Origin of the sequence: Streptomyces sp. AA4 (assembly GCF_000158875.1) — a bacterium.
Classification (GTDB): Bacteria; Actinomycetota; Actinomycetes; order Mycobacteriales; family Pseudonocardiaceae; genus Amycolatopsis.
Genome location: NZ_GG657746.1, coordinates 697036 through 710870 on the forward strand (window position 1 = coordinate 697036; position 13835 = coordinate 710870).

Here is a 13835-nt window from a genome sequence, read left to right on the forward strand (position 1 = left end):
CGTACGGCCTGCGGCGCGCCGCGACGCTGGGTGCTCGACTCTAGTTGACGCAGGGGACATCGCCCGCCGTGATGACCGGTGCGGGTGAGGTCGAGGAGCTCGACGGAGGCGGCCCGGACGGCGACGACGCGGGCGGGGCCGCAGGGGGAGCCGAGGACGTGGTGGCCGGCGCTTGCGCGGCGTCGCGCGCGTCCTTGCCGAGGATCACCCGGACGTGCCCGGCGGCGACGTCCGCGTCCGGTTCGGCCTGCGCATTGCTGCCGAGGGCCTGGCGGACCAGGTCGGCGGCGGCCTCGTCGGATGGGTGGTAGCGCAGCACGGTCGTCGCGCGGGTGGACAGTTTCGTGCTCGTGCCGAGCTGGAAACCCTTCTCCTGCAACAGACCCCGCATTTGGTCGGCGGCGCCCGTGCCGGAGCCGTCGAACAGTTCGACGGTGATCTGCCCGGCTCCGGGCAACGGCGCGTTGCTGGGCGTCGGGGCGCTGCCGTCGGAGGTCAGCCGGTTGACTTCGGCGCGGACCTTCGCCGGGTCGACGCGGAGCACGTCCGCGCCGCCCATGACCGCGTTGCCCTCGGTGGGGATCGTGTGGAACTCGACGTTTCCGCCGGTCAGCCCGCGCATCTGCTCGACGAACTCGGACAGGTCCCATCCCGCGGACAGCACCACGGACTTCTTCACCGCCTCGATGAGCTGCGCGATCCGCACCGGGTTGGCCAGCACTTCGGACGAGAGCACCTTGCTCGCCAGCCCGGACAGGAACGCCTGCTGGCGCGCGATCCGGTCGAGGTCGCCGTTCTGCAGGCCGTAGCGCTGGCGGACGAACGCGAGCGCCTGCACGCCCTCGATGGTCTGCTTCCCGGCGGGCAGGTCGACGCCCGACTTCTTTTCCTTGACCGGGTTCTTGAGGCACACCTGGACGCCGCCGATGGCCTTCGTGACCTCGTAGAAGCTGGCCAGGTTGACCTCGGCGTAGCGGTCGATCATGCCCGGCTTGCCGATGAACTTCTCGAGCGTCGCGACGAGGTTCTTGCGTCCGGCGAGCTTGGCTTTCTCGTCGACGTCCTTGAGGTCGGTGTTGCCCTTGGCCTGCAGGGTCTTGGCGGTGTCGTTGTAGGCGTAGACGTACGCGCTGTTCAGCTTGTGCTTGCCGAAGCCGCCGGTGATCTCGACGTAGGAGTCGCGCGGGAAGGAGATGGCGATCGCGTGCTCCCCGTTCTGCGGGATGTGCACGAGAATCATCGTGTCGGTCTGTTTTTCGCCGTCCGCTTCGCCGGCGTGCAGCATGTCGAGCACCTCGCGGGGCAGCGGATTGCCCTGCGCGTCGGTGCGGCTGTCCTGGCCGACCAGGAGGATGTCGATCGCTCCGTCGAGCGGTTTCGCGTGCGCGTCCTGCTCGCCGAAGATCGCCGTGGTGGAGAAGCCTGCCCGCGGGTCGCCGATGAACTGCCAGCCGTACCAGGTCAGCGCCAGCACGACCACGGACACGACGGACAGCAGGATTTTCCCGCCGCGCCGCAGCACGACGACCACGCCGCGACCGCGGTGCACCGGCAGCGGCGTACCCGGCCATTCGGCCACTGTTCCTCCCCAGGATGCCCCGCGCGTTTCGCGCTTTGCCGAACTCTACCGAGCCTGAGGTAAGCCACCCGTAGGCTGGGGGCGAGAGTGCCCGGTCGGGCGGAAGGGGTGGATGAGGATGCGGGTCCTGGTCACGGGCGGTGCCGGGTTCATCGGTTCGCACTACGTGCGGCAGGTGTTGTCGGGGGCGTATCCGACCCTGGCCGACGCCGAGGTCGTGGTGCTCGACAAGCTCACCTACGCGGGCAACGAGGCGAACCTCGCCCCGGTCGCCGACAGCCCGCGGCTGCGCTTCGTGCGCGGCGACATCTGCGACACCGCGCAGGTGACCGAGCTGATGAACGGCGTCGATCTGGTCGTCCACTTCGCCGCGGAGTCCCATGTGGACCGCTCGATCCTCGGTTCGGCGGACTTCGTGCTCACCAACGTGCTCGGCACGCAGACGTTGCTGCAAGCCGCGCTGGAGGCGCGGGTCGGGAAGTTCGTGCACGTCTCGACGGACGAGGTGTACGGGTCCATCCAGGACGGTTCGTGGTCGGAAGACCACGTACTGGAGCCGAATTCGCCGTACTCGGCCTCGAAAGCGTCGTCGGATTTGATCGCCCGCTCGTACTTCCGGACGCACGGGCTGCCGGTGTGCGTCACGCGGTGCTCGAACAACTACGGGCCGTACCAGTTCCCCGAAAAGGTCATCCCGCTCTTCGCGACGAACCTGCTGGACGGCAAGAAGGTTCCGCTCTACGGCGACGGCCTGAACGTCCGGGACTGGCTGCACGTGGACGACCACTGCCACGGAATCCAGCTGGTCGCCGACGGCGGTCGCCCGGGCGAGATCTACAACATCGGCGGCGGCACCGAACTGACCAACCGCGAACTGACCGAACGCCTGCTCGCCGCGGTCGGCGTCGGCTGGGAAATGGTCGAACCGGTGGCCGACCGCAAGGGCCACGACCGGCGGTACTCGGTCGACATCGCGAAGATCAGCGGCGAACTCGGTTACGCTCCGCGGGTGTCGTTCGAGGACGGGTTGGCGGAGACCGTGCGCTGGTATGCCGACAACCGCGCGTGGTGGGAGCCGCTGAAGGCCCGCGCCGCGCTCGGCACGTCCTGAAAACCCTTTCGCAGTAGGAGGTACGCCGGTGCGGCTGGCAGTGCTCGTGCCCGGCGGTTCCGGTCAGCTCGGCCGGGACCTGGTGAATACCGCGGGCCCGGAAACGGAGGTGCTCGCGCCTTCGTCGGCGGAGCTGGACATCACGGCCGCGGGCCAGGTGATCGCCGCGGTCGGGGAGCTGGCGGAGCGGGCCGCGGCTGCTGGGGCGGTGCCGGTGGTGATCAATGCCGCGGCTTATACGGCGGTTGATGCCGCGGAAACGGACGAGGCGCGGGCGTTCGCGGTGAATGTCGACGGGCCGCGCGTGTTGGCGGCGGCTTGTACTTCGCGGCGGGTGCCGTTGATTCATGTCTCCACGGATTATGTTTTTCCGGGGGACGGGGATCGGCCGTACGAAGTGGACGACGCGCTGGGGCCGAAGAATGCTTACGGGCGGACCAAGGCCGCGGGGGAGGATGCGGTACTCGGGTCGGGCGCGTCGGCCTGGGTGGTGCGGACCAGCTGGGTTTACGGGAAAACCGGGGCCAATTTCGTCGAGACCATGCGGCGGCTGGAGTCGGAGCGGGATCAGCTTTCCGTGGTGGACGATCAGATCGGGGCGCCTACCTGGTCGGCTGATCTGGCTCGGGGGCTCTGGGAGCTTGCCGGGGCGATTGCCGCTGGGCAGGGGCCCGCGGGGAAGGTTTTGCACTGCACCGGCGGCGGCGAGACTTCGTGGTACGGATTCGCCCGGGCCATTTTCGAGGAGATCGGCGCGGATCCGGACCGGGTCAAGCCGTGCACCACTGAGGAATTCCCGCGTCCGGCCGCTCGTCCTGCTTACTCGTTGCTTTCCAACGCTTCTTGGCGGGAGGCGGGACTGACTCCGTTGCGGGATTGGCGGACGGCCTTGAACTCGTATCTCCACGGCTGACCGGAGAATGCCCCAGCGGCATTCTTGTTGGTAAAGGGGGTGCCGATGTGCGGAGCGATCCCTTGCCGGAGCTTGCGAGGGCTGCCGATCTTCAGTTCGCGGCTGCCGTGCTCGCAGATTCGGCAGCCGGCGCGTTCCGCGCCCAGCGCAGCAGTGCTGCCCCGAGCCCGAGGTTGACAATGGCGTTCAGGGTCCACAGCCAGTCCGGGTCTTTGCCCGGAGAATAGATCTGGAGGTAGTCCGACAAGGCGTGCAGCAGCACCAGCGGCCACACCGTGCCGATCGCCAGCCGAGCCGCGCACAGGCAGAACCCGAACAGTCCCGCCGATAGCATCTGCCACAGCGTGTTGTTCAGCGATGCTCCGAAAAACAGGTAGTTCTTGAGATGCCCAGCACCAAACAGAACCGCCGTCAGCGCGGACGCACGCAGCAAGCCCAGCGGACGGGCGACCTCCAGTACCAGTGCCCGGCTGGAAATCTCTTCGCTGATCCCGACACAAAGCATGACCGCCGCGCCCGTGACGAGCTGCGTTGCGCTGCCCTCGATGCCCGGCAGCGCCGACAGCGCGGCGACAAAGAACAGCGGCAGCACAACCGGCCAACGGGCGAATCGTCCCCAAGCGGTCACCCCTGCGGGCCGCAGCCAGCCCCAGGACCGCAGGATCACCAGCATGACGCCGGTGGCGATCAGATTGACCGCGACGCTTCCCAGCCCGGGGAACCAGGCTGTATCCAAGACAGGCAACAGCTTAGCGGAGCCGACTATCGCGAACTCCCAGGACAACGCCACCTCGACGGCGCCAGCCAGGGGGTGCCTGCGCACGTGGCCAAGCCACCGGGTCAGCATGAGGCGCATATTAGCCCGGATCTTTCGCGGGCGTGACGTGCTGGCCTGATCGGCTTCGGGTTCGGTTTTCGACGTGGTTTCTGCTCGGTGACTCGCCCGCCACAGCAACTAACCGCCCGAACCCCTTACCCGCAGGCTCTAAGACTCGGTTGCCTGCCGGTAGGCGTCCAGCGTGCGCAACGCCGTGTTGTGCCAGGTGAAGCTCGCCGCGTGGGTTCTGCGGGCGGTGGACGTCGCCAGGCCGTGCGGGTCGGTGACGGCTTGACGCAGGGCTTCGGCGAGGCCGTCTACGTCGTCGTAGGGGACCAGCGTGGCGCAGTCTCCCGCTACTTCGCGCAGGGCCGGGATATCGGTGCAGACGACGGGGACGTCCGACGCCATGGCTTCCAGGACAGGCAGGCCGAAGCCTTCGTCCCGGGAAGGGAGCACCAGGGCGGCGGCTCCGGCTACGACCGTGCGAAGGTCCACATCGGACAGATAGCCGGTCTGTCCGGACCGGGGCAGCCTCGGGAACGGGCCAGGGCCCGCGAAGACCAGCGGGGGCAGGTCCGGGGCGGCCGCATGGGCGGCGGCCAGCCAGTCCAAGCCCTTGCGCGGTCCGGCGGCACCGGCGAACAGCAGGTATTTCTCCGGCAGCCGCAGTTTCGCCCGCACCCCGTCGTCGGGCGGGCGGGCGGTGAACCACGCGGGATTCACCCCGAGCGGGGTGGCGATGATTTTCGACCGGTCGACATCCAGCTTTTCCGCGACCGAATCCGCGACCGCCTCGGTCGGGGTGCAGATGACGTTCGCTCGGTGCGCGCCGCGGCGGACCAGTTCCGGAAGGGTTCGGTCGGAGTGGGCCAGTTCCTGCGGGGCGTCGATGAAAGCCAGGTCGTGGATCGTCAGGACTCCGGCGGCGCGGAGGCGGCCGGGGAGGACGAAGTTCGTGCCGTGCACTACATCGGTCGGCCCGGCGAACAATTCGACCGGCGGCAGCTGGGTATGCAGCCAGGTCGCGCGCAAAAGCCTTGCCGAGACTGGCATTCCCCGCGCTTGTACTCCGTGTGGCAGGACATGCCGAAGCTTTCGCCAGCCGCGCAAAGTGAACGCTACCGCGCGAAGGTCCACTTCGGACAGTGAAGCCAGCTCTTCGCTCAACGCGGCGGTATACCGGCCGATGCCAGTCCGGGAACCGAGCAGGGGAGTGCCGTCCAACAGGACGCGGAGCGGACGGTCAGCCACGGCGCAACCGCTCCCGCGCCACCTTCGTGACCCGTCCCGCAGCTCGCCGTGCCAGCTCGCCCGGGCCGCCGGCGGCGAGATATTCCCGTACCAGAGCCAAATCGCGCCGTACCAGCGCGGTGCCGCGTACTGGGTCGCTGACGGTCAGGTCCGCGCCGCCGGGCAGCCGGTCGGCCGCGGGACGCGGATTGCGACAGAACTCCACCAGCGGTTTCAGCGCTTCCGGCCAGGCGTACCGCTGCGCGACTACTCGGATCCGTTCGACGCAGGCGTCGGCGAATTCCCTGTCGTACAAGGACTTTTCCAGCGCGTCCGCCAGCGCGCCCGCGTCTTCGGCGGGAACCACGACGCCGAGGCCTTCCGCGCGGACGAGGTCGGCGAACGCATCCCCGTCCGTGGTCACGATCGGCAAACCGGCCCACAGGTAGTCGAGGACCCGGGTGCGGAAAGCGAAAGTGGTCTCGACGTGTTCGTAGTGCGTGGTGACCCCGCAGTCGGCGTCGAGCAGCCAGTTCTGCCGGTCCGAATACGGGACCCACTGTTCGTTGAAGAAGACGTGCTTGTCGGTGAGGCCCAGCGAATCCGCGAGCCGGATCGTCCGGGCGCCGATGTCCATTTCGGCGACCTCGGGGTTCGGGTGCTTCATGCCGAGGAACACGAGACGGGCGTCGTCGCGGCGGTGGCGAAGCAGGTCGAAGGCGCGGATCAGGGTCAGCGGGTCGAACCAGCTGTAGACGCCGCCCGCCCACAGGACGACGCGGTCCGATTCGCCGATGCCCAGCGCGGACCGCAGGCCGGGGCCGGTGCGGGTCGGGGCCTGCGGGGAGAGGCCGAACGGGACGACCGCGAGGAGCGACTGGGTGGTCGGGTCGGCGTCGTAGAGCCGCGGGGACAGGCGGCCGAGCGCGGCGAGGTGGCCCAGCCAGAAGTGGCGCTGGCGTTCGGAGGCGCAGAGGAAGAAGTCGGCGCGTTCGAGCTGGGCGTCCAGGACCCGGGTGACGCCGGCCAGGTCGAGCGCGCGCTGGTCGTCGGGGGCGTCCTTGCCCTGTTCCAGCAGCTCCAGGTGCATCGGGTCGTAGACGTCGGCGACCACGATCTTGTGCTCGTGCTGCTTCTTCAGCGACGGCGCCAGCTCCAGCACATGCCCCTGCAGGATCACGACGTCCGCCCATTCGATCGGGCCGTCGAGGTCGCGGTGCTTGCCCGAGCTGACCCGGAAGGCCGCGGGCGGGGGCGAGACCAGCGGGTTGGTGGTCATGAGGTGCACGTCGTGCTCGGCGGACAGCGTCGAGGCGATGTTCCACGCCCGGATCGCCGGGCCGGCCATCCGCTCGGTGATCGAATCGCCGGTCAGCACGAGGATCTTGCGGCGCTGGCCGAAGACGTCCTTGATGCCGAACGCTTCGACGAGGATTTCGTGTGCGCGAAGGTAGTCCGGCAGCGGGTACGCGGGCTCAAGTGCCTTGCGCAGCAACGGAAGCAGGTCGGCGTCGGTGCGTACGCGGGCGGCTTGCTCGACTGCGCGGGATTCGGCCAGCGAGGGCATCATCTCGACGAATCGGTCGACCGCCAGCACTCCGGCGAGCGTGGTGCGCGGGACCGGGATGTCCGAGGTGTCGACCGGGCCGACGCCCTTTTCGAGGTCCAGCTGGTCCGGATTGAGGTTGCCGCGGGCGGTCGCGCGGCGGACGGCCAGCGCGAGTGCCGCCGGAAGTGCGCGGGCCAGGGATTCGTCGGAGAGGTTTTTGTAGAGCGCCGCCAGTGCGTTGCGTTCTAAAAGGAAGGTTTCGCGACCGGTGTCCGGCGCGTCGACCGCGGCCATGGTGCCGTGGTGGCGGTGGTAGGTGAGCGATTCCGGCACGTAGCGGACGCGCCAGCCGCGCAGGTTGAGCCGCCAGCCGAGGTCGACGTCCTCGTAGAACATGAAGAAGCGTTCGTCGAAACCGCCGAGTTCGGCGAACACCGACGCGCGCACGAACAGCGCCGAGCCGGTGCCGAAGAGGACGTCCTTGGCGACGTCGTGCTCGGCCGCGGGCACGTCCGCGAGCGGGCTGCCCGCGTGGCGTTTGTAGCCCATGCCGAACCAGGTCAGACCCGCGTCCACGAAATCGGTGCCGGTGCCGTCCCAGTCGAGGACCTTGCTCGCCACCGCGGCGACGGTCGGCTGCGCGCGCAGTTCGGCGACGGCCGCGGAGACCCACGCCGGAGCCGGGCGCGCGTCGTTGTTGAGGAAGCCGAGGACGGTGCCGTTCGCGTGCTGGGCGCCGAGGTTGCAGCCGCCGGCGAACCCGGTGTTGACCGGCGATTCGATGAGCCGCACGTCGGGTACCGCGGCGCGGATGCGGGCCGCGTCGTCGCCGCCGGACGCGTTGTCGACGCAGATCAGCTCGACATTCGCGTAGTCCAGGTCGGTCCGCAGCGCCCGCAGGCAGGTGATGGTGTCGTCGGCGCCGCGGTAATTCACCACGATCACCGAGACGAGCGGTTGCGGGTCCCCCACTGCCAAGACGAGCTCCTCCGTCGAATTTCCGCCCAGCTTAAAGGCCAGCCCAGGCATCCCAGATCGCGCCTCGGCCCAGCGCCGAGATCCGCGTTACGCGACCCCGTTCCCGCAGCGTGCGCGGGAGCCGGAGGACGACCTCCGCCAGCACCCGCAGCCGCAGCGCGGGGTCGAAATTCGCCGCGTCCGGACGGTGCCGGCGCAGCGGAAGCAAAACGGTGATCGCGGCGAAACGGGCCATTTCGCGGACTGCGATCGCCGCGGGTGCGCAGCGCAGCAGCATGAGCAAACGGTTGCGTTCGTTCCAGCGGTGAAATTGCGGTGAACCGGGGTGCGTGCTGGCTCCGTGCAGGTGCTGGACGCGGGCTTTCGGCGCGGAGACGACGTGCCATCCGGCGAGCCGCAGCCGCCACGCGGTGTCGGTGTCTTCGTAGTAACAGAAGAAGCTCGCCGGGACCCCGCCGACCGCGCGCACGGCCTCGGTGCGCAGCAGCGCGGCGCCGCCGCAGAAGCCGAAGACCTCGTCGCTGGGCTCGGTGAGGTCGGCACCGTGGCCGTCGGCGGTGAGCCGGACGCCGGTGGACTGGGTGCTGCCGTCGGGCAGTTCGAGCCGCGACGTGACGGCGGCGGCGAGCGGCTGGTCCTCGAGGGTGTCTTCGAGGACGGCGAGCCAGTCCGGTTCGGGGGCGGCGTCGTCGTTGAGCCACGCGACACGCGCGGTCTCGATCCGGGAAAGTGCGTGCGCCATCGCACCGGCGTAACCGGTGTTGCGGCGCAGCCGGAGGACCTCCGGACGGCTGGGGTGCGCGGCGAGAACCGTTGCGGTGCCGTCGGTTGAGGCGTTGTCGACCACGAGTGTCCGATGTGGACGGTCCTGGGCGGCGAGCGCGTCGAGGCACGCGGCGAGGTGGGCTGCCCCCCGCCAGGTCACCACGACGACGGTGGTGCCGGATTCCGCGCTGGTCACCTGGGAGAGAATAGCGGCGTGCCCGAACTGGTCGTGATCGCCGAGCAACTGCTCGCCCCCGTTCCGGGTGGCACCGGCCGGTACACCGCCGAACTGCTGCCCGCGCTCGCCCGCACCGCGCCGCCCGGCTGGACCGTGTCCAGCGTGGTCGCGCGGCACGCGGACGTGTCCGCGGCCCAGATCGAAGGGGTCGAGGGCCCGCGGGTGCTGCCGCTGCCGCCGAGAGCGCTGGTCGCGCTGTGGCAGCTCGGCCTGCGCTGGTGGCCGGGCGGTGACGCGGTGCACGCGCCGACCCCGTTCGCACCGCCCCGTGCCCCGGCTGGGCGAACGCTGACCGTCACGGTGCATGACACGGTGCCGTGGACGCATCCGGAGACCCTGACCGCGCGCGGCGTCAGCTGGCACCGGTCGATGATCGCGCGGGCGGCGCGGCGGTCGTCCGGGCTGATCGTGCCGACGCGGGCGGTCGCCGACGAGCTGGCGGTGCTGCTGGACGTGGACGTTCCGGTGCGGGTCGTGCCGCACGGGGTGACCGTGCCGGAGGGGTCCGCTCAGCTGGACCTGCCGTCGCGGTACGTGCTGGCGGTCGGGACGATCGAACCGCGCAAGGGCATGGACGTGCTGGTCGACGCGGTGGCGCAGCTCGACGGCACGGACGAGGTCGGCGACGTCGGCCTGGTGCTGGCGGGCCAGCCCGGCTGGGGCGGCATCGACCCGGTGCGGCTCGCGGCCGACCGCGGCCTGAAATCGGTGCGGGTGCTGGGAAAAGTGACCGACGCACAACTGGCGACGGCGATGCGCGGCGCGAGCGTGCTGGCGATGCCGAGCCTTGCCGAGGGCTTCGGGCTGCCGCTGCTGGAAGCGATGGCGATCGGGGTGCCGGTGGTGCACACGGACGTCCCGGCCCTGGTGGAGGTCGCCGGCGGCGCGGGACTGGTGGCGCCGCGCGGGGACGTGGACGCGCTGGCGCGGGCGTTGAAAGAGGTGCTGCTGTCGCCGGACAAGGCGGCGGAACTGTCGAAGCTGGGGCGCGAGCGGGCGCGGACGTTCACGTGGCGGGCGGCCGCGGAGGCGGTGTGGGCGGCGCATCGGCGGGTGAGCTGACGGCTGGTCGGCGGTCCGGCGTGGTGCGGGGGCCGGGTGCGGCGGCGGAATTGTCGGGGCTGGGCCGGGAGCGGCGTGCACCTGGCGGCCGCGGAGGCGGTGTGGGCGGCGCATCGGCGGGTGAGCTGACGGCTGGTCGGCGGTCCGGTGTGGTGCGGGGGGCCGGGTGCGGCGGCGGAATTGTCGGGGCTGGGTCGGGAGCGGCGTGCACCTGGCGGCCGCGGAGGCGGTGTGGGCGGCGCATCGGCGGGTGAGCTGACGGCTGGTCGGCGGTCCGGCGTGGTGCGGGGGGCCGGGCGAGGCGGCGGAACTGTCGGGGGCTGGGCCAGGAGCGGCGTGCACCTGGCAGCCGCGAGGCGCATCCGCGGGCGGGCTGGCGGTGGTCTGGGTCCGGAGGAGGCGGCAGGGGCTTTGGCGGCGGGGTCGGCCGAGGCTCGGGGCGTGCCGGTTTGGGCGAGGCCTCAGCGTCGGTCGGGCTGGCGGTCCCGGGCGACGATGGGGGAGGGACGAGGCGGCGAGCACGAGCGGCCGCGGACGTTCTTGTGGCAAGCTGACGCTGACGCGTCGGGCACCGAGCGCCGGGTTCATGGTGCGACTGCGGTAACACGGACGGGTGAACCCAGACGGGTGAGCGCAGGTGGGCGAGGGTGCTGGCGCCGGGAGTCGGCGGCAGTTTGCCGGTTCGTGACCTGTGCGGTGGGTGATCGCCGTACGCTGCACTCGTGACCGGTGATCCCCGTGTGCTGATCGACGCGACCGCGGTGCCCGCGGATCGGGGCGGGGTCGGCCGGTACGTGGATTCGCTCGTCGGCGCGCTCGACCAGGACGGGGCTCGGCTGACGGTGGTCTGCCAGCCGCGCGACCTGCCGTTGTACGACCAGCTCGCGCCCAGTTCCCGGATCGTCGCCGCGTCGCCCGCGACCTCGACGCGCACCGCCCGGCTGACCTGGGAACAAGCCACTCTGCCGCGGCTCGTGCGCCGGCTCGCCGCCGACGTCGTGCACTCGCCGCACTACACGATGCCGCTCGCCAGCCCGGCCGCTTCGGTGGTCACGCTGCACGACGCGACGTTCTTCACCGACGCGGTCCTGCACTCGTCGGTCAAGGCCCGGTTCTTCCGCGCGTGGACCGCCACCGCGCTGCGCCGGGCCACACTCTGCGTAGTCCCCAGTCACGCGACAGCGGTAGAGCTGGCGCGCGTGAGCCCGGTGCGGCACGCGGAGTTGGAGATCATCCACCATGGCGTCGACAGCGAACGATTCCATCCGCCGTCGCCGGAGGAGATCGCGGCGGCGCGGAAGGCGGTCGGGCTCGGGGCGACGCCGTACATCGCGTTCCTCGGGGCGCTCGAACCTCGCAAGAACGTGCCCGCGCTGATCCGCGGTTACGCGCGCGCGGTCGCCGGGCAGCGGGACGCGCCGGCGCTCGTGCTCGCCGGTCAGCCTGGCTGGGACACGCAGGTCGAGCGTGCGCTGGATGCGGTGCCGCACCGGCTTCGGGTGATTCGCGCGGGTTATCTGCCGTTCGGGAAGCTCGCCGGCTTCCTCGGCGGCGCGGAACTCGTGGCGTACCCGAGCCTCGGAGAAGGCTTCGGGCTGCCGGTTCTCGAGGCGATGGCCTGCGGTGCCGCGGTACTGACCACGCGCCGCCTTTCGCTGCCGGAGGTCGGCGGCGACGCGGTCGCGTACTGCGGCGTCGGGGCGGGCGATGTCGCCGCGGCGTTGACGGAGCTGCTGGCCGATCCGTCGCGTCGTTCAGTGCTCGCTTCCGCGGCGCAGCGGCGCGCCAAGGAATTCTCGTGGACGACCACGGCGGACCGGCATCGCGAGGCTTACGGAAAAGCCTGGTACCAGCAGTTGCGCAACCGTTAACGGAGACCGTAAAGGGCTTCCGCGTTGGCGTGCGCGATCTTTTCCCGGTCTTCTTCGTCCGGCAATTGCTCCAGGAATTCCGCGATTGCCGCGGCCTGGACCCGGTGGAATGGATAATCGCCGGACAGCAGGATCCGATCGGCGGTGGTGTATTCGAGTGCGTTGCGCAGCATTCGCGGGACGAGCATTCCGCTGGTCGCCAGGTGGATATTGGTGCGGAAATACTCGGAGACGCGACGTTCGAGATGCGTGGCCGTATGCGAGAGGCTGTCGATGCGGTCCAGCGCGAACAGGACGACCTCGCCCCAGTGGCCGAGCACGACCTGCAGGTCCGGGTGGCGGTCGAAGGCGCCGCGCAGGATCAGCCGGATGACCGCGAGCCCGGCCTCGTAATGCCAGCCAAGGCCGTACGTGGCGAGTCCGAGGTCAAGCTCCGGGCTGAAGCCGCGGTAAGAGGCCTGGCGGACTGACTCCACCGGGATCTGCGGGTGGACGAAAACCGGCCGGCCGAGCGCCGCGGCCGCGCCGAGCAACTCGTCGTACGCCGGATCGTCGAGGAGGCGATCGCCGCTGCGCCCGTACGACATGATCCCGACGTGCGCTGGATCCTTCGCGGTCCGGTGCAGTTCGGCGACCGCCGCGTCCGGATCGGACATCGGCAACGTCGTCATGGCCCGGAACCGCTCGGGGTGCTTCGCGACGGCCTCGCTGACGAGGTCGTTCGCCTCGCGGCTCAGCTCGATGCCTTGCGGGGCCGGGCATCCGTGCGTTCCCGGCGGCGCGATCGAAAGGATTTGGACATCGATGCCCGCCTCGTCCATCCACGCGACGCGCTGGTCGCCGATGTCGAGCAGCCGCTCGGAGAGATCGCCCCGGTCGTTGTGCGCGATGCTCGGGTCGCCGGATTCGGTGCGCAGCATCCGGTCGATGCCGGGAGTGGTCCAGTGCTCTTCGATGGCGACGGTTTTCATCGGCCCCCTTTTACGGCTGTGCTTTCGAGATTACGCGTACCTGGTGGGCTATTGCGACCGCGACTCCGCTCGCGACGAAGAATGCGGTTACCGTGCGGCGAGAGAAGCGGACATGACGATTCTCCAGGGATTCAGTGCTGACAGCGGGCTTCGGCGGCGGTCTTGAGATCGGCGAGCCAGAGGTCCAGCCCCGGGGCCAGGTACTTGAGCGTGGTGGCCGGGTCGGCCTCGATCTGCTGGCCGGTCCAGCTTTCCTCGGTGCGGACGACGACCCCGCCGCGCACCGGGACGAAGTTCCACACGTGGGTTCCCCGGTCGATCCGCAGGCCCTGCCCGATCGCCGGACCGGACCATCGGACGCACTGGCCGGGCTCGATCTGGTGCACGGTCGACGTGATGACCAGCGTGGTAGCCGGGGTCGACGGCGTGGCCGGAGCGGGCGTGGTCCAGCGGAATCGCGAACCGGGACGCAACTGACCCGGGTCGAGGCGCTTCATGCTCGTCACCGGCTTCTGCCAGTGCGGCCAGCCTTCGACGCGGGTGTGCAGTCGCCACACAGTGCTCAGCGGGGCCTTGACGAAGGTTTCCGCGCGGTGGTGCAGCTGAGCTGTCGGGTCAATGCCTTTTCCTTGGCAGGCAAGGGAATTCGCGGTGTCGGCTTGGGCGGGTGCGGCACCGAGCAGCCCGGCGGCGAGCGGAACGGCCAACAGTGCAGCGCGCAGGTTCGGCATAAGTGAGCCCCATTAGT

Annotated in this window: 11 protein-coding genes; 4 read left to right on the forward strand and 7 right to left on the reverse strand. The window is 70.1% G+C overall.

All coding sequences use genetic code 11. From position 1 onward, the window contains the following. Positions 1-40 precede the first annotated feature (40 nt). Positions 41-1579, reverse strand: a complete 1539-nt coding sequence (locus SSMG_RS03400; RefSeq protein ID WP_037712408.1) for an LCP family protein — start codon at positions 1577-1579, stop codon at positions 41-43. A gap of 118 nt (positions 1580-1697) precedes the next feature. Between SSMG_RS03400 and rfbB the strand changes: the two genes are divergently transcribed. Together rfbB and rfbD are read left to right on the forward strand one after the other, a co-directional pair. Then, complete coding sequence (gene rfbB / locus SSMG_RS03405) at positions 1698-2690, forward strand: dTDP-glucose 4,6-dehydratase (RefSeq protein ID WP_009072808.1); 993 nt, start codon at positions 1698-1700, stop codon at positions 2688-2690. Between the two features lie 28 nt (positions 2691-2718). Beyond that, positions 2719-3603 (forward strand): dTDP-4-dehydrorhamnose reductase, encoded by an 885-nt coding sequence (gene rfbD, locus SSMG_RS03410; RefSeq protein WP_009072810.1) that lies wholly within the window; start codon positions 2719-2721, stop codon positions 3601-3603. A 91-nt stretch (positions 3604-3694) separates the two neighbouring features. On the opposite strand, the gene SSMG_RS03415 is transcribed toward rfbD, so the two are convergent. The 4 genes from SSMG_RS03415 to SSMG_RS03430 all read right to left on the reverse strand — a co-directional run bounded on the left by SSMG_RS03415 (position 3695) and on the right by SSMG_RS03430 (position 9141). Then, positions 3695-4450: a CPBP family intramembrane glutamic endopeptidase gene (locus SSMG_RS03415; RefSeq protein WP_158687984.1), complete on the reverse strand. Its 756-nt coding sequence runs from the start codon at positions 4448-4450 to the stop codon at positions 3695-3697. 138 nt (positions 4451-4588) lie between these two features. Then, complete coding sequence (locus tag SSMG_RS03420; RefSeq protein WP_009072814.1) at positions 4589-5674, reverse strand: glycosyltransferase family 1 protein; 1086 nt, start codon at positions 5672-5674, stop codon at positions 4589-4591. After that, positions 5667-8174, reverse strand: a complete 2508-nt coding sequence (locus SSMG_RS03425) for a glycosyltransferase (RefSeq protein WP_286157021.1) — start codon at positions 8172-8174, stop codon at positions 5667-5669. Before SSMG_RS03425 ends, SSMG_RS03420 begins: the two co-directional genes overlap by 8 nt. 37 nt (positions 8175-8211) lie before the next feature. Then, positions 8212-9141, reverse strand: coding sequence for a glycosyltransferase family 2 protein (locus SSMG_RS03430; RefSeq protein WP_009072818.1), 930 nt, complete (start codon positions 9139-9141; stop codon positions 8212-8214). An 18-nt stretch (positions 9142-9159) separates the two neighbouring features. Here SSMG_RS03430 and SSMG_RS03435 point away from each other — a divergent pair, with 18 nt between their 5' ends. Together SSMG_RS03435 and SSMG_RS03440 are read left to right on the forward strand one after the other, a co-directional pair. Then, positions 9160-10245 carry a glycosyltransferase family 1 protein gene (locus tag SSMG_RS03435; RefSeq protein ID WP_009072819.1) on the forward strand — a complete coding sequence of 362 codons (1086 nt, stop codon included), beginning with the start codon at positions 9160-9162 and terminating at the stop codon, positions 10243-10245. 722 nt (positions 10246-10967) lie between these two features. Then, positions 10968-12116 carry a glycosyltransferase family 1 protein gene (locus SSMG_RS03440; protein WP_286156929.1) on the forward strand — a complete coding sequence of 383 codons (1149 nt, stop codon included), beginning with the start codon at positions 10968-10970 and terminating at the stop codon, positions 12114-12116. On the opposite strand, the gene SSMG_RS03445 is transcribed toward SSMG_RS03440, so the two are convergent. Then, the gene (locus tag SSMG_RS03445; RefSeq protein WP_009072821.1) at positions 12113-13087 is read right to left on the reverse strand and encodes an amidohydrolase family protein; all 975 of its coding nucleotides are present in this window, start codon (positions 13085-13087) and stop codon (positions 12113-12115) included. The genes SSMG_RS03440 and SSMG_RS03445 overlap by 4 nt on opposite strands. A gap of 131 nt (positions 13088-13218) precedes the next feature. Continuing rightward, on the reverse strand, positions 13219-13818 hold the full coding sequence (locus SSMG_RS03450; protein ID WP_009072823.1) for an SRPBCC family protein: 600 nt from the start codon (positions 13816-13818) through the stop codon (positions 13219-13221). Between the last annotated feature and the right edge of the window lie 17 nt (positions 13819-13835).